Consider the following 22,237-nt stretch of genomic DNA (forward strand, 5'->3'; position numbering starts at 1 on the left):
GGGGCCACGCGCGGTAGTTGCGCTGGTCGGACGGGTGCGCGCGCGTTTACTCCCCCCGGCCTTGCACACTCGAAGCCCACTGCTCACTGCGGCTATGCCCGCTGGTGCGCAGCAAGCCAAGGTCGAGGGCATTTTCGCCGCTGGCCGCGCCTTTGCCTTTGGCAATGTCGGCAATGGCGCTGCCCAGGTCGGCCAGCGAGTTCGAGCCATCGACCGAAACATCACGGCGATAATCCGTGCCGCTCAGGGTTTCCCGGCGGGTGGCGGCAGCGTCCAGTGCCACCGTGCCCTGGGCCGATTGCAAGCGCGCGCCAACCAGGTGCGCCTCGCCGCCGACGCTCAGGGCAATGCCATCACTGGCCTTGAGCAGTGTCTGCTGGGCGACGCTATCGCGCACCTGGTGCGAGACCTCAAGCTCCAAGGTCGGTGAGAACCCCGGGTCGGCCTTGCCCAAGGCTGAGCCGGCCTTTTCCTTGACCTTGCCGCCCAACGGCCCGGCTACCGCGGCGGCAGCATTGATATAGCCCTGCGGGTTACGCTCGTGACTCAGCCGCGCATCGCCTGCAACGGTCACCGTGTTGACATTGTCCTTGCGGCTGGCGACGCGCAGATCACCATCGATGGCGCCAGTGATGCGCCCGGCTTCAAGATTCGCCGCCTCGATACGGGTGTCGCCCAGGCTCTGCAAGGCGATGTCGTCGGCGCGCAGGGTGCTGTTGTTCCAGGTGAGGTTGTCGCGCTTGTCCAGATCGACCTTGGCCCGGGCATGCAGGCCGCGCGTGTCTGTGCCGCCTTTGGCCATGTCGAAGCCTGCGCCGGCACTGATCTCCAGGTTGTCGACCCGCTGCTGATCCGACGAGCCTTCGATCAACATGCCACCGGCGCCGGCGTCGAGCTCGATACGCTCGGCCGACGCCTGCAGGCCTTGCAGGTGGACGGCGATGTCGTCGCGGGCAGCGCTGCTGACGGTCAGCGTGGCGCGGCTGTCGAACAGAGCATCGACCGCTTGTCGCGCGGCTTCGTCCTGCTTGCCGTGGGTGAAATGGCCGCCTAGTGCGCCACCTTTGGTCTCGCCCAGCTTGGCCGACAGCTCAAGGCCACCGCCCAGCTTGCCGCCGGAGGCCGTCTGGCTGTTGCTGGCAGCCAGGACCTGCACACGGGCTTGGCTGTGCAGCGCGATATCGCCTACCTGGGCTTCCCGGCTGCCAATGCGTGTGCCTTCGAGCACCAGGTCGCCGACGCTGCTCAGGCGTACGTCGCCCTTGGCATCGATTTGCGCGACCTGGGCGCTCTGTTGCGCGGCCTGCTGCTTCTCCTGATCCAGGTAGCCTCGAGCGTCCAGCCCGGTGCCGGCAGGGCGGTTGCCGACCTTGGCCCAGGCGTTGCCGTCGAGCTGGCTGGCTTGTCGCTCGGTGCTGTCATTGGCCTGGGACAACGAGAGGGTCCCGCCACTGTGCACCACCACGTCCCCGGCACCGCCATCGAAGCGGGTGCCTTCATAGCGGCCATCGCTGCCCAATTGGATCTGGATCCCCTGTTGGCCATACAGACTGCCGGGCACTGCGGTGCTGCTGGCCGTTCGCTGATCCAGCGAGCCGCCTTTGCCGGTGGCGCGCACGTTGACGTCACTGCCCGTGCTGGTGTCGACGCGCAGATCGCCAGCGAAGGCCAAGCGGTCGATGCCATGGCCCTGAGTATTCTCGGCGGCGCGCATGCTGTGCTGGTCGGCTGCGATCTGCAACGTGCCGGCATTGGCCCGCCACGCGGTGCCCTGGTCGTCGATGCTGCTGGCCTGCACGTGCACCTGCGCACCACCCAGTTCGCTGACTTGGGCAATACCGCGGCGTTGGTTTTCCAGGCGCTTTAAGTGTTCGACCGTCATGTCGGCGCCGACGCTGGGCGCGACCATGGCATCTTCGGGCGCCGCCTGCTGGAAGCGGGCCGCTTCTTCGCCCATGACCAGCCGTTCGATCGGCCGGGTCACGTCGCGGTATTCGACGCTGGCGCCAAGGCTGGCGGACCAATCGCTGCGGACTTCTTCGCGCTCGTGGGTGTCCTGCACCGCGCGGTTCTCGATGCGTTTGGCATTGACCTGCAAAGCCTCGCCTGCGTTGACACGCGCCGCTTCGGTCAGCAACGCATCGGTGTCGATCGTCAGGTTGCCACTGGCCTGCACTTCGCTGCGCTGGACGCTGCTGTCACGCTCGGTCAGCTGGGTACTGTTGTGATGGCCCTCGAACAGGCTGCCCAACCGGTCGATACCGCCGGTCACGGTCAGGCCGCCGCCACTCTGGCTGGTACGAGTGACTGCCTCGCGTTCGTTGCGCGTCGCGCCCAGGGTCACCTGCTGGCCCTTGAGCGCCAGATCGCCAGCGCTGGCCTCAACCTTGGAACCGTCGATGCGCAAGTGCGCTTGGCTGGCGAGCGCCACCGTAGCGCCTTTGAGCACGCTGGCGGTGTGCGTGGTCTCGCGGACCTGCCCGTTCTGGTTCGTGACCTCATAACCGACGCTTGCCGCGTATTGCCGCGAGTCAGGCTTGCCATCTTGTGCCGATTGGGTCTGCTTGGCGCTGGCAGTCAAGCCTCGCTGATGATCGCTGCTCAGGCGTTCAGTGACTGCCTGCGCGTTGCCTAGCGACACATCGCCCTTGGCCTCGACCTGCAGGTGCTTGCCGGCTTCGACCTTGGCGCCATGGATGCGCAGCTCCTCGGCACTGGCCAGGCGCAGGTTGCTCGCCGAGCCAACGTCGCTGACCAGCAGCTGCTGTTGCGCCTGGGTGTTCTCGCGCTTGCTCGCGAACAGGCCGAACAGCTTGCTGTCGCTTTCGCGTGCGGTGGTGCGGCTGTTGGCGTGCTCGGCCTCGATGGCCAACGCGCCTTGCTTGCTGTACAGCACGGCGTCCTGCTGGCCATGCACGGTGCTGCCACTGATGGTGACCTGGTCTGCGCTAAGGTCCAATTTGCCACCGACGTTGATGCTGCTGCCGGTCAGGCTGTTGCCTTCGCTGTCGTTGCCCTTGCGGGCGCCGAAGAAGGTCCCGGAGAGCAGGTCGCCGCGATAGCTCGTGTCATCGCTGCGGTGCTGCAAGGACGTCGCGCCGACCTTCACCTGCTGGGCCTCGAGGGTCATGTCGCCGTCGCTGTGCAAGCGACTGCCTTCGAGGTTCAGGGTGTCCTTGGCGCTGATGTTCATGCGCTCGGCCGTCAGGGTGGTGGGGCGGGCGAACTCGGTATAGCGTTCGGTATCTCGGTCGCCGCGCCACAGGTCCTTGCGGTGACGCAGCTGCTCGCTGACGTGCGCGCTGTCGACGCCCGCGACGATGTCGAGGTTGCCGCCGCTGGTCATGGTCAGCCCGGCACCGGCCCGCACGTCCGCGGCGCGCAGGCGCATATCGGCACCCGACCGCATTGCCAGGCTGTCGCTGGCCTGCAGTTGCACGCCGTGTTGCTGGCGCTCGGTCGTGGCGGTGTCGCGCGCGTAGGTTTCGCGGGTGATGAAAAGGAATTTCTTGCTCCAGTTGTCACGATCGTGGGCGATGTTTTCCCGGGTCTTGGCATCCAGGGTCAAGGCCTTGCCAGCCTTGACCTCGATGGTCCCAGCCCGGCCTTGCACGGCACTCATGCGCAGGTCGTCGGCAGCACTGAGCTGCAAGGCGCCGTGGTCGCTGAGCAGTTCGGCGGCGTCACCCGCGTCTCCTGCGATTTCCAGCAAGCCCGCCGAATGAATGGCGATGCCGTCGTCGGCCTTTAACTTCACCGCACCGGTGCGCACCCCAGCACCCTCGGCGGTGCTGACCACACGAATGCGCCCCGCCCGCATGGCGCCGAACAGGCTGGCATCGATGCTGGAGGCCGTGCCCGGCAAGTGCTCGAGGACCTGCCCGTCGGCGTGGGCGATGCGATTGCGCCCGGCGACCAGGTTCAGGTCATCCTTGGCGCTGAGCAACCCATGTTGGGTCACTTGCGGGGCGATCAGATCGAGTGCGCCCGCGGCGTTGCTCTGCCCGCCGTGCAACACGTGCAGGGCGCCAGTGGCGCTTAGGGTCGAGAAATGCCGCAACTGTTCTTCCTGCAGCTCCGGCGTGCCGACCACGAACCCGGCCCGGGTGGTGTTGATGAAACTGCCGCCGTTGAGCGTGATGCCATTAGGGTTGGCCAGAATGTAGTCGGCCGGGCGGCCGAAAATTTCCTGCGGGCCGGCGATCAGCGAGGCGTTGCTGCTGATGACTTCGTTGAGAATGGTCGAGGCCGCCTGGCCCTGGAACTGCGGGTTGGCGGCCAGCGCCCCGGCCAGTTGCGACTGGCCGTCATGCAAGGCGTTGTTGAGCACCACGCCGGCCTGGGCCACGTTGTAGTCATGGAACTGGTTATGCGAGAGCCCGCTGGCGTTGGGCGGAACGATGTCGATTACCGGCACGCCGTGGTCGTTGTTGATCAGCGGGGTGCCCGCAGGGCCGGTGGCGGGCTCCAGGCCAGCCTCGGCGAACGCACCGGCAGGGGCAAGCAGGGCGAGGAAGATGGCCCAACGCAAGGTATCGGGGCGAACGGCCGGCAACGGCGAATGGTTGTGCATGGTGCGCTTCTCTTTGTTGTTGTGTGGATCAAATGCTCAAGGTGCAGTCGAGCACCCAGAAACCGGGTTCCAGGGCGGCGCGGGGTAGGTCGCTGGACCACAAGGCGCGCTGGTAGTCCAGGCGCAGGCGGGCCTGGGGCAGGGTGAGTTCGACGCCGATCGCGGCGCCGGCAAGGCGCTGTGAGGGTTTGTCTGCGGCCAGCTGAGCCCAGCCGAGATCCAGGCCAAGGTAGGGACGGATGTTCACGGCGCCGGTCCTGGTCGCCGGCAGCGGCCGGCTGAAGGTATTGCGCCAGGCCGCGCCATTGGCGCCGGAGTAGGTGCGCTGGCGGTAGCCGCGCACGGTCGAATCATCACTGACCAGAAGCTGCTCGACCGCAGGCAAGGGTTGCTCGCTGTACTGCAGGGCCAGCTCGCTCTGCCAGCGCCAAGGGGCTTCGGCCGGCCCTTGGCGCAGGTGCAGAAGGTTGGCGCGGTACTTGCGAAAATCCGGACGCAGGCGCTCCACGCCCAGGGGCGCCTGGTCGGCGGCGAACCAATCCACACCTTGGGCAACGCCGATGTAGCCGTTCCAGAGCCCGCCTTCGAGCCACAGCAGGTTGAGGCCGGCCTCGATGCTGGTCAGGGTCGGGCTCTGCTGGGTGACCACGGCGCCGGCACTGCGGTTGACCAACTGCTTGCGGTCGAGCCTGAGGCTGGCGCTGAGCAGGCCCTGCTGGTTGCGCCACAACAGTCGCTCGGCGCTCAGGCCCTGGTAGCTGCTGTGGCCATCGCTGCGTTTGCGGCTGTGGGGCAGGGGAGCGCGATAGCGCAGCTGGCTGGCGTTTAGGGCAAAGGTCCAGGCGCCGTAGGGCACGCTGTAGTACAGGGTGACACCCTGACTTTGCCCGGGTGCGTACAGCACGCTGGATTGCAGCGACACCCGTAGATCGTCATTGATGCCCAATGGGCTGTCCACGCCGAGGCTCAGGGACATCCGGTGGCGGCCGGTCAAGTCGCTGCCACGGTTGTCGAAACGGCTGTCCAGATGCCAACGTGACGCCACCGTGCGTGGTCGCAGCAGCACCCGTGTGCCGCCTGGCAGACTTCCAGGCAGCAAGTCCAGGCTGAGTTCATAGGCGCGCAGGCGGTTGAGCTGGTCCAGGCCTTGTTCCAGCTTGGGAAGATACAGCGGCTGGCCGAGCACGCCAGGAAACGCGCCACCGAGCGAGAGCGGCAGCGAAGGGTCGGCAAGGGCGATGGATTCGACGAAACCCTCGACGATGACGATGTCCAGGGGCGCATGATCCTGGGGCTGCTGGCGCAAATAGGGGCGGCTGGTCGGCAAACCTGCCCGGACATACAGCTCGGTGATGCCGCGCAGCAGGCGATTGATGTCGCTGACGCCCATGCACGGCTGCATCCACTTGCGCAGCTGCGGCGCCAGGGCCTGATCGCTCACCAGCCGATTGCCAGCGACGCGCAGCCCCGACACCGCCCAGCACGGGCTATCCGGCGCCGCAGCGGAGGCCGGTGCGTGGGGCTGGGCCGTGGTTGGCCACTGCCAGCGCTGTAGCCGTTGCCGTTGCTCGAACTGGCGCTGCGACTGCTGCTGGTCGCGCAGTTGCAGGCTGGCCGGATCGTCGGCCATGGCCCTGGCGCTACACAGCAGCGCCGCAAGGGCACAGGCGCGCAGCGCGCAGCAGGCCTGGTCGAAACGGCATGGCATTGAACACCCCGGCAATTGGCGTACGGATCACGTACTCGATTGCATGGATGCTAGGGAAATACCCACCTGTTTAGATGCAGGATTCGGCCTACACAGCGCGTAGGGCAAATGTGTATTTTGGGTATGAAAGGTCTTACAGCACAGCGTCGCTCGCGCGACTCGTCAAGGGCGAATCTCGATCAACGTGCCATCGCGCACCAGGCTCCACACCTCGCGCATGTCCGCGTTGCGCATGGCGATGCAGCCGTCGGTCCAATCGAGCGTATGGAAGTACCACTCCGGGTAATTCTCGTCGATCGGAGTGCCGTGGATCATGATCATGCTGCCGGCGCTCCAGCCCTCGCGAGTAGCACGGGCGGCGTCGCTGATGTTCGGATAGGTGATGTGCATGGCCAGGTTGAACCGGTCGCTCTGCTTGCGCCAGTCCAGCCAGTAGAAGCCTTCGGGGGTCTTCTTGTCGCCCTCGCGCTCCTTGGCGCCCTTGGGTTGTTTGCCCAGCGAGATGCGGTAGGTCTTCAATGGCTCGCCACGGCTGATCAACTGCAAGCGGCGTTCGGACTTGATGACCAGCACCTTGTCGATCAGCGGCTGCATGGCCGTCTGCGATTGCGCCTGGAGCGGCGCCGCCGCTTGCGGCTTGCGAATGATCACTTCGGTGAAAGCCGCTTGGGTCAGCGTGGTGACGCAAAGGCAGCAAAGGGCGAACAACCAGCGCATGAAACAGTACCTGCAAGCTCAAGGGGTGGGCACGACGTTCATCGGCGGCAGGTACTCATGGCCTATCGGGTAGTGCTGCCTGACGCGGTCGCGATAGTAGCATTCTAGTGTGCGGGTGACGGTGCGAAAAGCCAGCTCGCCCCAGGGGATCTCATGCTCCTCGAACAAGCGCACTTCGAGGCTCTCGACTCCGACCGCGAAATCCCGATCGGCCAGCTCGGCGCGAAAGAAGACGTGCACCTGGTTGATGTGCGGCAGGTCGAACAGCTGATACAAGGCCATGTCGCCGACCTGGGCGCAGGCCTCTTCGACGGTCTCGCGGCGAGCGGCCTGATCCAGAGTTTCGGCGTTTTCCATGAAACCTGCCGGCAGCGTCCAGAAGCCACGGCGCGGCTCGATGGCGCGGCGGCACAGCAGCACCTGGCTACCCCAGGTCGGCAGTACCCCGGCGACGATATTCGGATTCTGGTAATGAATGGTCTGGCAAGACTCGCAGACAAAGCGCAGGCGGCTGTCGCCTTCGGGGATTCGCTGGGTGACCGGGTGGCCGCAGGCGCTGCAGAATTTCATGCTGTTCTTCCCTCTGTTTCAGCTTATCTTGGCGTGCCCGGCAGGCTTGCCGCAAGCGCGCAGGGCTTGGGTGCCGCGCAGCTTTTGGTGCATCATGCACGGCAGGCCTTGGAAACGAGAGTGCGCGATGCTGGACGAGCTACTTCGCCGAATGAGCAATCATCAACCTGCTTCGTTGGAAACCGACCGACGGTTCCCCGAGGCAGCGGTACTCTTGCCCATCACCCGTAGCGAAGCGCCCGAACTGGTCCTGACCCTGCGCGCCCAGGGCCTGTCGACCCATGGCGGCGAAGTGGCGTTCCCCGGAGGGCGTCGCGACCCCGAAGACCCGGACCTGGTGTTTACCGCCCTGCGCGAAGCCGAAGAGGAAATTGGCCTGCCGCCAGGCTTGGTCGAGGTGATCGGCCCGCTCAGCCCGTTGATTTCGCTGCATGGCTTGAAGGTAACGCCATTCGTCGGGCTGATCCCGGATTTCGTCGAGTACCGCGCCAATGACGCCGAGATTGCCGCGGTCTTCAGCGTACCGCTGGAATTCTTTCGCCAGGACCCGCGCGACCATACCCACCGCATCGATTACCAGGGCCGCAGCTGGTATGTGCCCAGCTACCGCTATGGTGAATACAAGATCTGGGGGCTGTCGGCGATCATGATCGTCGAGCTGGTCAACCTGTTGTACGACGCGCGAATCAGCCTGCATCATCCGCCTGAGCGCCACATCGAGAAATGAGCAGGGCCGACCCTGCCGTCTGCGTGAACCCTGAGGAGCAACCATGAAATACCGCCTGGGCGACCACCGCGTCGAATGCCATGCCACCAGTTGGGCCGCACCTAACGCGACCTTGATCGGCAAAGTCCGCCTGCAGGCGCGTGCCAGTGTGTGGTTCGGCGCCGTTCTGCGCGGCGACAACGAGCTGATCGACATCGGTGAAGACAGCAACGTCCAGGACGGCAGCGTCATGCACACCGACATGGGCTCGCCGCTGACCCTGGGCAGGGGCGTGACCATTGGCCACAACGCCATGCTGCACGGTTGCCAGGTCGGCGACTACAGCCTGATCGGCATCAACGCGGTGATCCTCAACGGCGCGCGCATCGGCAAGCACTGCATCATTGGCGCCAACGCGCTGATCCCCGAAGGCAAGGAAATCCCCGATGGCTCGCTGGTGATGGGGTCTCCCGGCAAGGTGGTGCGCGAGCTCACCGAGCAGCAGAAGCGCATGCTCGAAGCCAGTGCCGCGCACTATGTGCACAACGCTGAGCGTTATGCCCGCGAGCTGGTGGCGGACGATGAGTGAGGCTGTCCGGGAGCGCCCGGTAGCCTCGCCTTGCGTGAGCATCTGCGCGCTGGACGAGCAGGACGTGTGCACCGGCTGCCAGCGCAGCGTGGCCGAGATCGGCGCTTGGGGACGCATGAACAATGCCGAGCGCCGGCAGGTGCTCGAGCGCTGTCATCAGCGGGCGCTGGCCGCCGGGCTGATAATCGGCGCTTGAACCTCGCCGCGTGGCGAACGGGCTTGTCCGACTGGGGGGCTCGCCGTTAATCTAACGGGCTTGCCCACAGATCACTCGCCATGTTCTATCTCATTGCCTACATCAGCAGCGTCGTGCTGATCAACTACGCCTTCTCCAGCGCCCCGCACCTGGACATCATCTGGTCGTGCTGGGGTGGCCTGGTGTTCATCCTGCGCGACATGGTGCAGACCCGTTATGGTCACGGCGCGCTGGTCGCCATGCTGGTGTCCCTGGTGCTCTCGTATGTGACCTCGGAGCCGGCCATCGCCCTGGCCAGCGCCACGGCTTTCTTCGTTTCCGAGCTGATCGACTGGCTGGTGTTCACCGTCACCCGCCGGCCATTGCGCGATCGCCTGTGGTTGAGCTCGGCGTTGAGCATTCCGGTGGACACGTTGATCTTCTTCGGCATGATCGGCGCCCTCACGCCGGTGGTGATCGGCACCGCCATGGCCTCTAAATTCGCCGGCGTCACCGCGGTCTGGCTGGCCATGGCATTTCGTGCGCGGCGGGCTGCCGTAGCGGGCTGATGGTGTAGAATAGCGGTCCTTTTTCAGCGGGCCATGCCGTGCCTGGCATGGCCCCGGATGCCTTCGAGGACCTGAAATGACCCGTATCGGAACCCCATTGTCGCCAACTGCGACCCGTGTACTGCTCTGCGGCTGTGGCGAGCTGGGCAAGGAAGTGGTGATCGAGCTGCAGCGCCTGGGCGTCGAGGTGATCGCCGTCGACCGCTACGCCAACGCCCCGGCCATGCAGGTGGCGCACCGCAGTCATGTGGTCAACATGCTCGATGGCGTCGCCTTGCGGGCTATCATCGAAGCGGAAAAACCGCACTACATCGTCCCCGAAATCGAAGCCATCGCCACCGCGACCCTGGTCGAACTGGAGAGCGAAGGCTTCACCGTGGTGCCTACCGCTCGCGCCACCCAGCTGACCATGAACCGCGAGGGCATCCGCCGCCTGGCGGCTGAAGAGCTGGACCTGCCGACCTCGCCCTACCACTTCGCCGACACCTTCGCGGACTACGCCAAGGCGGTGGCCGATGTCGGCTATCCGTGCGTGGTCAAGCCTGTGATGAGCTCCTCGGGCAAGGGCCAGAGCCTGCTGCGCAGCGACGCCGACCTTCAGCAGTCGTGGGATTACGCCCAGGAAGGCGGTCGCGCCGGCAAGGGCCGGGTGATCATCGAGGGCTTCATCGATTTCGACTACGAGATCACCCTGCTGACCGTACGCCACGTCGGCGGCACCACGTTCCTCGAGCCCGTCGGCCACCGCCAGGAGAAGGGCGACTACCAGGAGTCCTGGCAGCCGCAGGCAATGAGCGCGAAAGCCTTGGCTGAATCGCAGCGGGTGGCCAAGGCGGTGACCGATGCCTTGGGCGGTCGCGGCCTGTTTGGCGTGGAATTGTTCGTCAAAGGCGACCAGGTATGGTTCAGCGAAGTCTCGCCTCGCCCGCATGACACGGGCCTGGTCACCCTGATTTCCCAGGACCTGTCGCAGTTCGCCCTGCACGCCCGCGCCATCCTCGGCCTGCCGATTCCAGTTGTGCGCCAGTTCGGGCCGTCGGCTTCGGCGGTGATTCTGCCCGAAGGCCAATCGCAGCAGACCAGCTTCGCCAATCTCGGCGCTGCGCTAAGCGAGCCAGACACCGCCATTCGCCTGTTCGGCAAGCCAGAAATAAACGGCACCCGGCGCATGGGTGTGTGCCTGGCGCGCGATGAGTCGGTGCAAGCCGCCCGCGCCAAGGCGACCCGTGCTTCGCAGGCGGTCAAGGTCGAGTTTTGAGCGTGAAGCGGCAAGCTGCAAGCAAGTGCCTGCGCTTGTAGCTTGCCGCTTGCCGCTCAAAGTTCCGTGTCGCGGGTCTCTTTCAGGCACAGCACTGCGATCAGGCTGATCACAGCCGCCGCCGAGACATAGCCGCCCACCCAGCTCAAGCCACCCATGCTCACCAGCTTCTGGGCGAAGAAAGGGGCGGCCGAGGCGCCGACGATGCCGCCCAGGTTGTACGCCGCCGATGCGCCGGTGTAGCGCACATGGGTCGGGAACAGCTCTGGCAGCAGCGCGCCCATTGGCGCGAACGTCACGCCCATCAGGAACAGCTCGATGGCCAGGAACAACGCCACCCCGGTGGTCGATCCGGATGTCAGCAGCGGCTCCATGAGAAAGCCCGAGGCCACCGCCAGCAACCCGCCGACGATCAGTACCGGCTTGCGTCCATAGCGGTCGCTGAGCCAGGCCGACAAAGGCGTCGCCAGGGCCATGAACACCACCGCAAAGCACAGCAGGCCGAGGAAGGTTTCCCGGCTGTAGCCCAACGTGCTTACGCCGTAGCTCAGCGAGAACACCGTCGAGATATAAAACAGCGCATAGCACACCACCATGGCCGCTGCGCCCAGCAGGGTCGGTAGCCAATATTTGGCGAACAGGTCGACCACCGGCATCTTCACCCGCTCGTGGCGGGCGACTGCCTTGGCGAATACCGGGCTTTCTTCAAGCTTCAGGCGCACATACAACCCGACCAACACCAACGCGGCGCTGAGCAGGAACGGGATGCGCCAGCCCCACTCACGAAATTGCTCGTCGCTCAGCGACAAGGCCAGGGTCAGGAACAGCCCGTTCGCCGCCAGGAAGCCGATCGAGGGGCCCAGCTGCGGGAACATGCCGAACCAGGCGCGCTTGCCTTGCGGGGCGTTTTCCGTGGCCAGCAGTGCAGCGCCGCCCCACTCGCCACCCAGGCCCAAGCCCTGGCCGAAGCGCAGCAGGCAGAGGATGATCGGCGCCCACACGCCGATGCTGTCGTAGCCAGGCAGCACACCGATCAGCGTGGTCGACACGCCCATCAGCAGCAGCGAAGCCACCAGGGTCGACTTGCGTCCGATGCGATCGCCAAAGTGACCGAACAGCGCCGAGCCCAGCGGGCGTGCCAGAAACGCGATGCCGAAAGTGAGGAAGGCTGCCAGCATCTGCGCGGTGCCCGACCCGGACGGGAAGAATACCGGGCCGATCACCAACGCGGCGGCGGTGGCATAGACATAGAAATCATAGAACTCGATGGCGGTGCCAATGAAACTGGCAGTGGCGACGCGCGCGGGCGAGTTGACCGGCGCGGTAGGCGCCTGGGCATAGGTGCTGCTGGTTGTCATCAGTAGGTCCCTAACAGTCTGGTTCGCTCCATGGCACTGCGCGCAGGCATAGCCTGGCTTGGCGCTGGAGCGTCTTGTTGTTGTGTCGCTGGACTGACGATAGCCCAAGGGGGATAGGGGCGGGGGCGGGGACTGTTCGGGGTGGTGAAGCAGCGCCGCGGGGCGTGTCAGTACAGCGGACTGGCCGTGTGACGCCGGGTGCGGGTAGCAGGCGGTACGGCGGGGCTGGGTAAGCGTGACCGGAGTATAGCTACCGGGTCACGGTCCACACCAGTACCTTGCTCGCGCAATTGTCCTCGGTTTCGAGGATTTCCAGGCGATAGCGGCCGATTTTCAGGCATACGGCGCTCGCAGGGATGCTCTCCAGGGCTTCGGTGACCAGGCCGTTGAGCGTTTTCGGGCCGCCGTCGCAGGGCAGGTGCCAGCCCAGGGTGCGGTTGATTTCGCGCAGCGAGGCATTGCCTTCGATGACGAAGGTGCCATCGGGTTGTGGCTGTACGTGCGGGTTGTCAAGGCTTTGCTCGTCCTCGAACTCGCCGACGATCTCTTCCAGGATGTCTTCGAGGGTGACGATGCCCAGCACTTCGCCATACTCGTCCACCACCACACCCAAACGCCGCTGTTGCTTGTGGAAATTCAGCAGCTGCATCTGCAGTGGCGTGCTTTCCGGTACGAAATACGGCTCGTAGCAGGCGCCGCGCAGTTGCTCCAGGGTCAGTTCGGCCTTGGGCAACAGGTGGCTGATGAGCTTGGTGTTGAGTATCGCTTCGACCTGGTTGATGTCGTTATGGTAGACCGGCAAGCGGGTGTGGCGGCTGACGATCAACTGCTCGATGACCTGTTCGATCGGGTCGTCGAGGTTGATGCCATCGACTTCGTTGCGTGGCACCAGGATGTCATTGACGGTGATCTTGTCCAGCGACTGCAGGCCATCGAGCAGGCCCGGGCGTGGCGGCTCGGGGTCATCGTCGGCATCGAAGCTGTCATCTTCCTGGGGATGCAGGGCGACTGCCGCAGGCTGCGCGCGCAACGGGCGCTGCAGCAGCTTGGCGACGCCGTCGAACAGGCAAGCGAAGGGCTGCACGATGGCCAGTGGAAACAGGCGCAGGCTCAGGCCCAGGTTGATGAAAGCGTGCGGGTTGCGGCGGGCCAGGCGTCGCGGCAGGAATTCGGTGAATACCAGCAGGGCTGCCACCGCGGCGCCAGACGCCAGCCAGAAGCCGTGCTCGCCGCCCTGGCGCTGGCCGACCAGGCAGGCCAGGCCCAATACCGCCAGTTTGCCCAGGCTGGCGCACAGCACCACGGCTTGCGCTGGCAGCCTGGGTTGGGGTTCATCGCTGCTGCGCGGCACGCCGTGCAGATACAGGCGCGCAGCATCGACCGCGCTGAACAGCGCCGCCCATACCAGCGCCAGCGCCAGGGTCCCGAGTAACGGTGCGTATGGCAGTGTATCCATGGCCTTCGATCAGATATGCAGGATGAATTCGCGGACCAGCTTGCTGCCGAAATAGGCCAGCATCAGCAGGCAGAACCCCGCCAGCGTCCAGCGGATCGCCTTGTGTCCGCGCCAGCCCAGGCGGGTGCGGCCCCACAACAGCACGCTGAAGACCACCCAGGCCACGCAGGCCAGCGAGGTCTTGTGCACCAGGTGCTGGGCGAACAGGTTTTCAAGGAACAACCAGCCTGAAATAAGCGACAGCGACAGCAGGCACCATCCCGCCCAGAGAAACCCGAACAGCAGGCTTTCCATGGTTTGCAGCGGCGGGAAGTTGCGGATCAGCCCTGAGGGGTGCTTGTGCTTGAGCTGGTGATCCTGCAGCAGCAGCAACAGCGACTGGAATACGGCGATGGTGAACAAGCCATAGGCAAGGATCGACAGCAGGATGTGCGCGAGAATACCCGGCTCTTCGTCGATCAGCGGCACCGTGCCGGCCGGGGCGAATTGCGCCAGCAGGGCGGTGATGGCGCCCAGCGGGAACAACAGCACCAGCAGGTTTTCCACCGGAATGCGCAGGCAGGCCAGCAGGGTGAGGGTGATCACGGCCACGGCGATCAGGCTGGCGGCGCTGAAGAAGTCCAGGCTCAGGCCCAGTGGGGTGATCAGTTGGAAGAACAGCGCGCCGCCCTGGGCGAGCACTGCAACCGCACCGAGCAGGCCCAGCAGGCGTTTGTCGGCCTTGCGGCCCTGGGCCAGATTGGCGCCTTGATACAGGGCCGCCGCCATGTACAGGCCGGCAGCGATCAGATTGGGGATGAGGCTTGGAGAAGAGACCATAAGTCCTGGGGTGCAGAGCCCATAAAGGAGTGGAGTTTGGCATAGAGCGCCGCGAGCGGCTAGCGGCTAGCCGCTCGCGCGTGGCTTGCCGAACGGTTACCGCTCGCGGGCGGACTCGGCTATAATCGCCGCCTTGCTGTGCCTTGGGGGTGTGCATTTCCTTCCGCGGCGCCTGACAAACCTCGGCTTTACTGGGCCTGAAAGGATCACCATGTTCGAAAACCTGACCGACCGCCTGTCACAGACGCTGCGCCACGTCACCGGCAAGGCCAAGCTGACCGAAGACAACATCAAGGACACCCTGCGCGAAGTGCGCATGGCCCTGCTCGAGGCCGACGTTGCCCTGCCGGTGGTCAAGGATTTCGTCAATAGCGTTAAAGAGCGCGCCGTCGGCACCGAAGTGTCGCGCAGCCTGACCCCCGGCCAGGCCTTCGTCAAGATCGTCCAGGCCGAGCTGGAAAGCCTGATGGGCGCAGCCAACGAAGACCTCGCGCTGAACGCCGCACCGCCAGCCGTGGTGCTGATGGCGGGCCTGCAGGGTGCCGGTAAGACCACCACCGCCGGCAAGCTGGCGCGCTTTCTCAAAGAGCGCAAGAAAAAGAGCGTGATGGTGGTATCCGCCGACGTCTACCGTCCAGCGGCCATCAAACAGCTGGAAACGTTGGCCAACGACATCGGCGTGACCTTCTTCCCGTCCGACATCAGTCAGAAGCCGGTGGCCATCGCCGAGGCGGCGATCCGCGAAGCCAAGCTCAAGTTCATCGACGTGGTGATCGTCGACACTGCCGGTCGCCTGCACATCGATGCCGACATGATGGACGAGATCAAGGCCCTGCACGCCGCGGTCAAGCCGATCGAAACGCTGTTCGTGGTCGACGCCATGACCGGCCAGGACGCCGCCAACACCGCCAAGGCCTTCGGTGAAGCACTGCCGTTGACCGGCGTGGTGCTGACCAAGGTTGACGGTGATGCCCGTGGCGGTGCTGCGCTGTCGGTACGCGCGATCACCGGCAAGCCGATCAAGTTCATCGGTATGGGTGAGAAGAGCGAAGCCCTCGAACCGTTCCACCCCGACCGCGTCGCCTCGCGCATCCTCGGCATGGGTGATGTGCTCAGCCTGATCGAGCAGGCCGAGCAGACCATCGACAAGGCCAAGGCCGACAAACTGGCCAAGAAGCTCAAGAAGGGCAAAGGCTTCGATCTCGAAGACTTCCGCGACCAGTTGCAGCAAATGAAGAACATGGGTGGCCTCGGCGGCCTGATGGACAAGCTGCCGAGCATCGGTGGGGTCAACCTGTCGCAGATGGGCAATGCCCAGGGCGCGGCAGAGAAACAGTTCAAGCAGATGGAGGCGATCATCAACTCCATGACCCCGGCCGAACGCCGCGATCCCGACCTGATCAGCGGCTCGCGCAAGCGCCGCATCGCCCTGGGTTCCGGTACCCAGGTGCAGGACATCGGCCGGCTGATCAAGCAGCACAAGCAGATGCAGAAGATGATGAAGAAGTTCTCCACCAAAGGTGGCATGTCCAAGATGATGCGCGGCCTCGGTGGCATGCTGCCAGGCGGCGGCATGCCCAAGCTGTAAGCGCTATTCCGGGTGCCTGCCTGCTGTGCGGGCAGGCCCCAGAACCCCCGCCCCGGCGGGATAACCGCCGCCAAACGCGCGGCTCAACCGGCAAATCTGGACGCCACGGCAGGGCCATGGCGAAAAAGGCATTTGCAAATGTCCGTGTATTCCCCGAGAATATGCGGCCTTTTGGGCACCCATGTGCCTATTTGGCATTCAGATTCGCAGTACCGACTATAGGAACAATGTTCACATGGTAACCATTCGTCTTGCCCGTGGCGGCTCGAAAAAGCGCCCGTTCTACCACCTGACCGTGACCAACTCGCGTAACGCCCGTGACGGCCGTTTCGTTGAGCGCGTAGGTTTCTTCAACCCAATCGCTTCTGGCGCTGAAGTCAAGCTGTCGGTCAACCAAGAGCGCGTCACCTACTGGCTGAGCCAGGGTGCACAGCCGTCTGAGCGCGTTGCTCAGCTGCTGAAGGACGCTGCCAAGGCCGCTGCCTGAACAGTATGAACGCGACGCCAGAAAAGGCTGACGACCTCATCGTTGTCGGCAAGATTTTTTCGGTTCACGGCGTTCGCGGCGAGGTGAAGGTGTATTCCTTTACCGATCCGATTGAAAACCTGTTGGATTATCCACGCTGGACGCTTCGGCACGAAGGCACGGTAAAACAGGTCGAGCTGGTCAACGGTCGTGGCTCCCAAAAGGGCCTGGTCGTGAAGCTCAAAGGCCTCGAGGATCGCGACGAAGCCCGTCTTCTGAGCGGTTACGAAATCTGCATACCGCGGAGCCTTTTGCCCAACCTGGCCGCTGACGAGTACTACTGGTACCAGTTGGTAGGTCTGAAGGTCATCAACCAGGACGAACAGCTGTTCGGCAAGGTCGATCACCTGTTGGAGACCGGCGCGAACGATGTAATGGTGGTCAAGCCCTGCGCAGGCAGCCTGGATGATCGCGAGCGTTTGTTGCCCTATACGGCGCAGTGCGTGCTCGGTATCGACCTGGAAGCAGGCGTGATGCGAGTCGAATGGGACGCGGACTTCTAAACGATGGGTAACCTTCGCGTAGACGTCATCACGTTGTTCCCCGAGATGTTCTCGGCCATCACGGAGTACGGCATTACCAGCCGCGCGGTGAAACAAGGGTTGCTTCAGGTGACCTGCTGGAACCCGCGGGACTACACCACAGATCGCCACCATACCGTGGATGATCGGCCGTTTGGCGGTGGTCCGGGCATGGTGATGAAAATCAAGCCTCTGGAAGACGCCCTGGTTAGCGCCAGGCAGGCGACCGGAGCATCGGCGAAGGTGATCTACCTCTCGCCGCAAGGCCGCAAGCTGACTCAGCAGGCGGTCAAAGGCCTGGCCGAACAGGAATCGTTGATCCTGATCGCCGGTCGTTATGAAGGCATCGACGAGCGCTTTATCGAGGCTCATGTCGATGAGGAGTGGTCGATTGGCGACTATGTGCTTTCCGGTGGCGAGCTGCCGGCCATGGTACTGATCGATGCGGTTACACGGCTGCTGCCCGGAGCTTTAGGGCATGTGGACTCGGCGGAGGAAGACTCCTTCACCGACGGTCTGCTCGATTGCCCGCACTACACCCGGCCTGAGGTGTATGCGGATCAGCGTGTTCCCGACGTGTTGCTAAGTGGCAACCATGCACATATCCGGCGTTGGCGGATGAAGCAGTCCCTTGGTAGGACCTTCGAACGGCGCGCCGATCTTCTGGAAAGTCGCTCGCTTTCTGGAGAAGAGAAGAAGCTGCTCGAGGAATATCTCCGCGAGCGGGACGATAGTTAAACGTATCGATGGTGGATCACGTATCCATCTTAGGAGCACAGCATGACCAACAAAATCATCCAGCAGCTCGAAGCCGAGCAGATGAGCAAGGAAATCCCGACCTTCGCACCAGGCGACACCGTTGTCGTTCAGGTTAAAGTGAAGGAAGGTGATCGTTCCCGTCTGCAGGCGTTCGAAGGCGTTGTCATCGCCAAGCGTAACCGCGGTCTGAACAGCGCCTTCACCGTGCGCAAGATCTCCAGCGGCGTAGGCGTTGAGCGTACCTTCCAGACCTACAGCCCGCAGATCGACAGCCTGGCCGTGAAACGTCGTGGTGACGTGCGTAAAGCCAAGCTGTACTACCTGCGCGACCTGTCCGGCAAAGCCGCTCGCATCAAGGAAAAACTGTCCTGAGTACAGTTTGCCCGGTGGCCGAGGCCGCCTAGCGAGAAAAAGCAGCCTTCGGGCTGCTTTTTTGCGTTTGAAAACCTGTTAAAAGTGACAGCCATGACCCCTCGAGACCTGGAAATTCAACGCCGCACCGCGTTGTCGGTAACGCGCGTGACCAAGGCGGTGTTCCCCAATACCACCAACCACCACAACACCTTGTTCGGCGGTACCGCACTGGCGTGGATGGATGAAGTGTCATTCATTGCGGCCACGCGCTTTTGCCGACTGCCGCTGGTGACCGTGTCCACCGACCGCATCGACTTCAAGCACCCGATACCCGCGGGCTCGATCGTCGAGCTGGTAGGTACGGTGGTGAAAGTCGGCAATACCAGTTTGCAGGTCGAGGTCGAGGTGTTGGTCGAGAACATGTACCTGGACGGGCGCGAGCGGGCCATCCATGGCGTGTTCAGCTTCGTCGCCATTGACGAAGACAAGCGCCCGGTGCCGGTGCTGCCACAGCGCTGAGCCAGACGCGGGCCTTGCAGAGCCGCGCCTGCGGTGCAAGGCCCGATTGATCACGACAGCCCCAAGCCGCTGTGAAACACTACGCCCCTCTCCAAGAACCAGCTGCCCCGAATGCCTGCCCTAGACCATCCTCTGATCGACCAATTCCTCGACGCCCTGTGGCTTGAAAAAGGCCTGTCCGACAACACCCGCATGTCCTATCGCAGCGACCTGGCCCTGTTCAACGGCTGGCTGGAGGAGCACGGGATAAGCTTGCCCGATGCCGGTCGCGAGCTGATTCTCGATCACCTCGCCTGGCGCCTGGAGCAAGGCTACAAGCCGCGCTCGACGGCCCGTTTTCTGTCCGGTCTGCGTGGCTTCTTTCGCTATCTGCTGCGCGAGAAGCTGATCGCCGTCGACCCCACCTTGCAGGTCGACATGCCACAGCTGGGTCGGCCGTTGCCCAAGTCATTGTCCGAGGCCGATGTCGAAGCGCTGCTACAAGCGCCGGAGCTGGGCGAGGCGATCGGCCAACGTGACCGCGCCATGCTCGAGGTCCTCTACGCCTGCGGCCTGCGGGTCACCGAGCTGGTCAGCCTGACGCTCGATCAGGTCAATCTGCGCCAGGGCGTAATGCGGGTCATGGGCAAAGGCGGCAAAGAGCGCCTGGTGCCGATGGGCGAGGAGGCCGTGGTGTGGCTGGAGCGCTACCTGCGTAATGGCCGCGCCGAACTGCTCAATGGTCGTCCCAGCGACGTGCTGTTCCCCAGTCAGCGAGGCGAGCAGATGACGCGCCAGACGTTCTGGCACCGTATCAAGCACCACGCGCGGGCCGCGGGAATCGACAAGCCGTTGTCGCCGCATACCCTGCGACACGCCTTCGCCACCCACCTGCTCAATCACGGCGCAGACCTGCGGGTGGTGCAGATGCTGCTCGGCCACAGCGACCTGTCGACCACGCAGATCTATACCCATGTGGCCAAGGCCCGCCTGCAGCAACTGCACGCCCAGCATCACCCACGTGGATGAATGTTTTTCATGTTCCGCCGACCGGTCCATGCCGAGCCCTTCATCGTCAGCGCGATGTGGTAGGCTTGGGCGGTTTGCACCAGGGCCCGTACGGTTGCCGCGTTTTTTCCGCAGGCAACACCCTCCGGCCCTGTTCGCCCTCAGGAGTTTCCCATGCGCGTGACCCAGTTGTTCGCCGCCGCCGCGTTGGCGCTGGCCAGTACCTTTGCCTTTGCCGCAGCCGACAGCACTGCCGGTGCCGAACAGGCAATCCGCAAGTCGTTGCAGAACCTGGAGCTCGACGTGCCGGTGGAAAGCGTGGCCAGCAGCCCGCTCAACGGCCTGTATGAAGTCAAGCTGCAAGGCGGGCGCGTGCTGTACGCCAGCGCTGACGGCCAATACGTGATGCAGGGCTACCTGTACCAGCTGCAGGATGGCAAGCCGGTCAACCTCACCGAGAAGACCGAGCGCGCCGGCGTTGCCAAGCTCATCAATGGCATTCCGGCAGCCGAAACCGTGGTTTACCCGGCCAAGGGCCAGACCAAGTCGCACATAACCGTCTTTACCGACACCACCTGCCCGTACTGCCACAAGCTGCACGCCGAAGTGCCTGAGCTCAACCGCCGCGGTATCGAAGTGCGCTACGTCGCCTTCCCGCGCCAGGGCCTGGGCTCGGCAGGTGACCAGCAGTTGCAGGCGGTATGGTGCTCCAGCGACCGCCGCGCAGCCATGGACAGCATGGTCGAAGGCAAGGAAATCAAGGCCGCCAAGTGCGCCAACCCGGTTGGCAAGCAGTTCGAGCTGGGCCAGCAGATCGGGGTCAACGGCACGCCGGCCATCGTTCTGGAGAGCGGTCAGGTGATCCCGGGTTATCAGCCGGCGCCGCAGGTCGCCAAACTGGCCCTGGCCGGCGCTCAGCAAGCCGCCAAGTAATCAATTCAGTACGCCGTCGTCATGGGGTGACGGCATGTTTCACGGCCGGCGAAGGCGCCGTCCGTTCAATGGGGAGTTCACAGTGAAACCGGTCAAAGTAGGCATCTGTGGGTTAGGGACCGTCGGTGGCGGTACCTTCAATGTACTTCAGCGCAACGCCGAGGAGATTGCCCGCCGTGCCGGGCGCGGTATTGAAGTGGCCCAGATCGCCATGCGCTCGCCCAACCCGAACTGCCAGATTACCGGTACCCCCATTACCGCTGATGTGTTCGAAGTGGCGTGCAACCCAGAGATCGATATCGTCATCGAGCTGATCGGTGGCTACACCGTGGCCCGTGATCTGGTGCTCAAGGCCATCGATAACGGCAAGCATGTGGTCACCGCGAACAAGGCGCTGATCGCCGTGCATGGCAACGAGATCTTTGCCAAGGCTCGCGAGAAAGGCGTCATTGTCGCCTTCGAGGCCGCTGTCGCCGGTGGCATTCCGGTGATCAAGGCAATCCGCGAAGGCCTGTCGGCCAACCGCATCAACTGGCTGGCTGGCATCATCAACGGCACCGGCAATTTCATCCTCACCGAAATGCGTGAAAAGGGCCGCGCGTTCCCGGACGTGCTGGCCGAAGCCCAGGCCCTGGGTTATGCCGAAGCCGACCCGACCTTCGATGTCGAGGGCATCGACGCCGCGCACAAGCTGACCATCCTGGCATCCATCGCCTTCGGTATCCCGCTGCAGTTCGACAAGGCCTACACCGAGGGCATCACCCAGCTGACCACCGCCGATGTGAACTACGCCGAAGCCCTGGGCTATCGCATCAAGCACCTGGGCGTGGCTCGCCGCACTGCCGAGGGCATCGAGCTGCGCGTGCACCCGACCCTGATCCCCAGCGACCGCCTGATCGCCAACGTCAACGGCGTGATGAACGCGGTGATGGTCAACGGCGATGCAGCAGGTTCGACCCTCTACTACGGCGCGGGCGCCGGCATGGAGCCAACCGCTTCGTCGGTGGTTGCAGACCTGGTCGATGTGGTACGAGCCATGACGTCGGACCCTGAGAACCGCGTACCCCACCTGGCCTTCCAGCCAGACTCGCTGTCGGCCCATCCGATCCTGCCGATCGAGGCGTGCGAAAGTGCCTATTACCTGCGCATTCAGGCCAAGGACCACCCTGGCGTGCTGGCGCAGGTGGCGAGCATCCTCTCCGAGCGCGGGATCAACATCGAGTCGATCATGCAGAAAGAAGCTGAGGAGCAGGATGGCCTGGTACCGATGATCCTGCTGACCCACCGGGTTGTCGAGCAAGGTATCGATGATGCGATCGTCGCCCTCGAGGCGCTGCAGGATGTGGTCGGCAAGGTCGTGCGCATCCGCGTCGAACAGCTTAACTAGCGGCAGGCTTCAAGCTGCAAGCTGCAACTAAAGGCAGCGCGCAGTCGAGGCTACGAACAGATTTCATTTAGCGGCAGGCAAGGAACCGCAGCCTCCGAGAGCAACGCCACCGGCTTGTTCCTGTAGCTTGCAGCTCGCAGCTTGCCGCTCAAACCAAAGGTTTGC

The 22,237-nt window shown here is 64.0% G+C and carries 21 protein-coding genes; 14 read left to right on the forward strand and 7 right to left on the reverse strand.

The genetic code is table 11. The features are described from left to right. Nucleotides 1-46 precede the first annotated feature (46 nt). The 4 genes from FS665_RS07130 to FS665_RS07145 all read right to left on the reverse strand — a co-directional run bounded on the left by FS665_RS07130 (nt 47) and on the right by FS665_RS07145 (nt 7,568). A complete protein-coding gene (locus FS665_RS07130) occupies nt 47-4,573 on the reverse strand; it encodes a hemagglutinin repeat-containing protein (protein WP_145185458.1) in 4,527 nt (1,508 codons plus the stop codon). A 28-nt stretch (nt 4,574-4,601) separates the two neighbouring features. Beyond that, nucleotides 4,602-6,281, reverse strand: a complete 1,680-nt coding sequence (locus FS665_RS07135; protein WP_145185461.1) for a ShlB/FhaC/HecB family hemolysin secretion/activation protein — start codon at nt 6,279-6,281, stop codon at nt 4,602-4,604. A 162-nt stretch (nt 6,282-6,443) separates the two neighbouring features. Continuing rightward, nucleotides 6,444-6,998 (reverse strand): murein L,D-transpeptidase family protein, encoded by a 555-nt coding sequence (locus tag FS665_RS07140; protein ID WP_145185464.1) that lies wholly within the window; start codon nt 6,996-6,998, stop codon nt 6,444-6,446. A gap of 18 nt (nt 6,999-7,016) precedes the next feature. After that, nucleotides 7,017-7,568, reverse strand: a complete 552-nt coding sequence (locus FS665_RS07145) for an NUDIX hydrolase (RefSeq protein ID WP_145185467.1) — start codon at nt 7,566-7,568, stop codon at nt 7,017-7,019. A gap of 127 nt (nt 7,569-7,695) precedes the next feature. Here FS665_RS07145 and FS665_RS07150 point away from each other — a divergent pair, with 127 nt between their 5' ends. The 5 genes from FS665_RS07150 (at nt 7,696) to purT (ending at nt 10,865) form a co-directional block, all read left to right on the forward strand. Beyond that, nucleotides 7,696-8,295 carry a CoA pyrophosphatase gene (locus tag FS665_RS07150; RefSeq protein ID WP_145185470.1) on the forward strand — a complete coding sequence of 200 codons (600 nt, stop codon included), beginning with the start codon at nt 7,696-7,698 and terminating at the stop codon, nt 8,293-8,295. Nucleotides 8,296-8,338: 43 nt separating this feature from the next. Then, nucleotides 8,339-8,863: a gamma carbonic anhydrase family protein gene (locus tag FS665_RS07155; protein ID WP_145185473.1), complete on the forward strand. Its 525-nt coding sequence runs from the start codon at nt 8,339-8,341 to the stop codon at nt 8,861-8,863. Further along, the gene (locus FS665_RS07160; RefSeq protein WP_145185476.1) at nt 8,856-9,059 is read left to right on the forward strand and encodes a DUF1289 domain-containing protein; all 204 of its coding nucleotides are present in this window, start codon (nt 8,856-8,858) and stop codon (nt 9,057-9,059) included. The genes FS665_RS07155 and FS665_RS07160 overlap by 8 nt, the downstream gene beginning before the upstream one ends. 80 nt (nt 9,060-9,139) lie before the next feature. After that, nucleotides 9,140-9,607: a VUT family protein gene (locus FS665_RS07165; protein ID WP_145185479.1), complete on the forward strand. Its 468-nt coding sequence runs from the start codon at nt 9,140-9,142 to the stop codon at nt 9,605-9,607. 76 nt (nt 9,608-9,683) lie between these two features. After that, on the forward strand, nt 9,684-10,865 hold the full coding sequence (purT, locus tag FS665_RS07170) for a formate-dependent phosphoribosylglycinamide formyltransferase (RefSeq protein WP_145185482.1): 1,182 nt from the start codon (nt 9,684-9,686) through the stop codon (nt 10,863-10,865). 56 nt (nt 10,866-10,921) lie between these two features. Here purT and FS665_RS07175 read toward each other — a convergent pair whose 3' ends face one another. From FS665_RS07175 to FS665_RS07185, 3 genes are all read right to left on the reverse strand, one after another. Then, nucleotides 10,922-12,223: an MFS transporter gene (locus tag FS665_RS07175; protein ID WP_145185485.1), complete on the reverse strand. Its 1,302-nt coding sequence runs from the start codon at nt 12,221-12,223 to the stop codon at nt 10,922-10,924. A gap of 250 nt (nt 12,224-12,473) precedes the next feature. Continuing rightward, on the reverse strand, nt 12,474-13,679 hold the full coding sequence (locus tag FS665_RS07180; protein WP_145185488.1) for a transporter associated domain-containing protein: 1,206 nt from the start codon (nt 13,677-13,679) through the stop codon (nt 12,474-12,476). Nucleotides 13,680-13,688: 9 nt separating this feature from the next. Further along, on the reverse strand, nt 13,689-14,498 hold the full coding sequence (locus FS665_RS07185; RefSeq protein ID WP_145185491.1) for an inner membrane protein YpjD: 810 nt from the start codon (nt 14,496-14,498) through the stop codon (nt 13,689-13,691). Nucleotides 14,499-14,709: 211 nt separating this feature from the next. Between FS665_RS07185 and ffh the strand changes: the two genes are divergently transcribed. The 9 genes from ffh to FS665_RS07230 all read left to right on the forward strand — a co-directional run bounded on the left by ffh (nt 14,710) and on the right by FS665_RS07230 (nt 22,072). Beyond that, on the forward strand, nt 14,710-16,086 hold the full coding sequence (gene ffh / locus FS665_RS07190; protein ID WP_145185494.1) for a signal recognition particle protein: 1,377 nt from the start codon (nt 14,710-14,712) through the stop codon (nt 16,084-16,086). A 235-nt stretch (nt 16,087-16,321) separates the two neighbouring features. Continuing rightward, complete coding sequence (gene rpsP / locus FS665_RS07195; RefSeq protein WP_008094480.1) at nt 16,322-16,573, forward strand: 30S ribosomal protein S16; 252 nt, start codon at nt 16,322-16,324, stop codon at nt 16,571-16,573. A 5-nt stretch (nt 16,574-16,578) separates the two neighbouring features. After that, complete coding sequence (gene rimM, locus FS665_RS07200; protein ID WP_145185497.1) at nt 16,579-17,115, forward strand: ribosome maturation factor RimM; 537 nt, start codon at nt 16,579-16,581, stop codon at nt 17,113-17,115. Nucleotides 17,116-17,118: 3 nt separating this feature from the next. Further along, the gene (gene trmD / locus FS665_RS07205; RefSeq protein ID WP_008094486.1) at nt 17,119-17,871 is read left to right on the forward strand and encodes a tRNA (guanosine(37)-N1)-methyltransferase TrmD; all 753 of its coding nucleotides are present in this window, start codon (nt 17,119-17,121) and stop codon (nt 17,869-17,871) included. A gap of 42 nt (nt 17,872-17,913) precedes the next feature. Then, a complete protein-coding gene (gene rplS, locus FS665_RS07210) occupies nt 17,914-18,264 on the forward strand; it encodes a 50S ribosomal protein L19 (protein ID WP_011535315.1) in 351 nt (116 codons plus the stop codon). 93 nt (nt 18,265-18,357) lie between these two features. Beyond that, a complete protein-coding gene (locus tag FS665_RS07215; protein WP_145185500.1) occupies nt 18,358-18,765 on the forward strand; it encodes an acyl-CoA thioesterase in 408 nt (135 codons plus the stop codon). A gap of 111 nt (nt 18,766-18,876) precedes the next feature. Then, nucleotides 18,877-19,773 carry a site-specific tyrosine recombinase XerD gene (gene xerD, locus FS665_RS07220; RefSeq protein ID WP_145185503.1) on the forward strand — a complete coding sequence of 299 codons (897 nt, stop codon included), beginning with the start codon at nt 18,877-18,879 and terminating at the stop codon, nt 19,771-19,773. Nucleotides 19,774-19,926: 153 nt separating this feature from the next. Further along, nucleotides 19,927-20,685, forward strand: a complete 759-nt coding sequence (locus FS665_RS07225; protein WP_145185506.1) for a DsbC family protein — start codon at nt 19,927-19,929, stop codon at nt 20,683-20,685. Nucleotides 20,686-20,767: 82 nt separating this feature from the next. Next, nucleotides 20,768-22,072 (forward strand): homoserine dehydrogenase, encoded by a 1,305-nt coding sequence (locus tag FS665_RS07230; protein WP_145185509.1) that lies wholly within the window; start codon nt 20,768-20,770, stop codon nt 22,070-22,072. Nucleotides 22,073-22,237 lie beyond the last annotated feature (165 nt).

It is taken from the genome of Pseudomonas sp. URMO17WK12:I11 (genome assembly GCF_007677725.1).
Taxonomy (GTDB): Bacteria; Pseudomonadota; Gammaproteobacteria; order Pseudomonadales; family Pseudomonadaceae; genus Aquipseudomonas.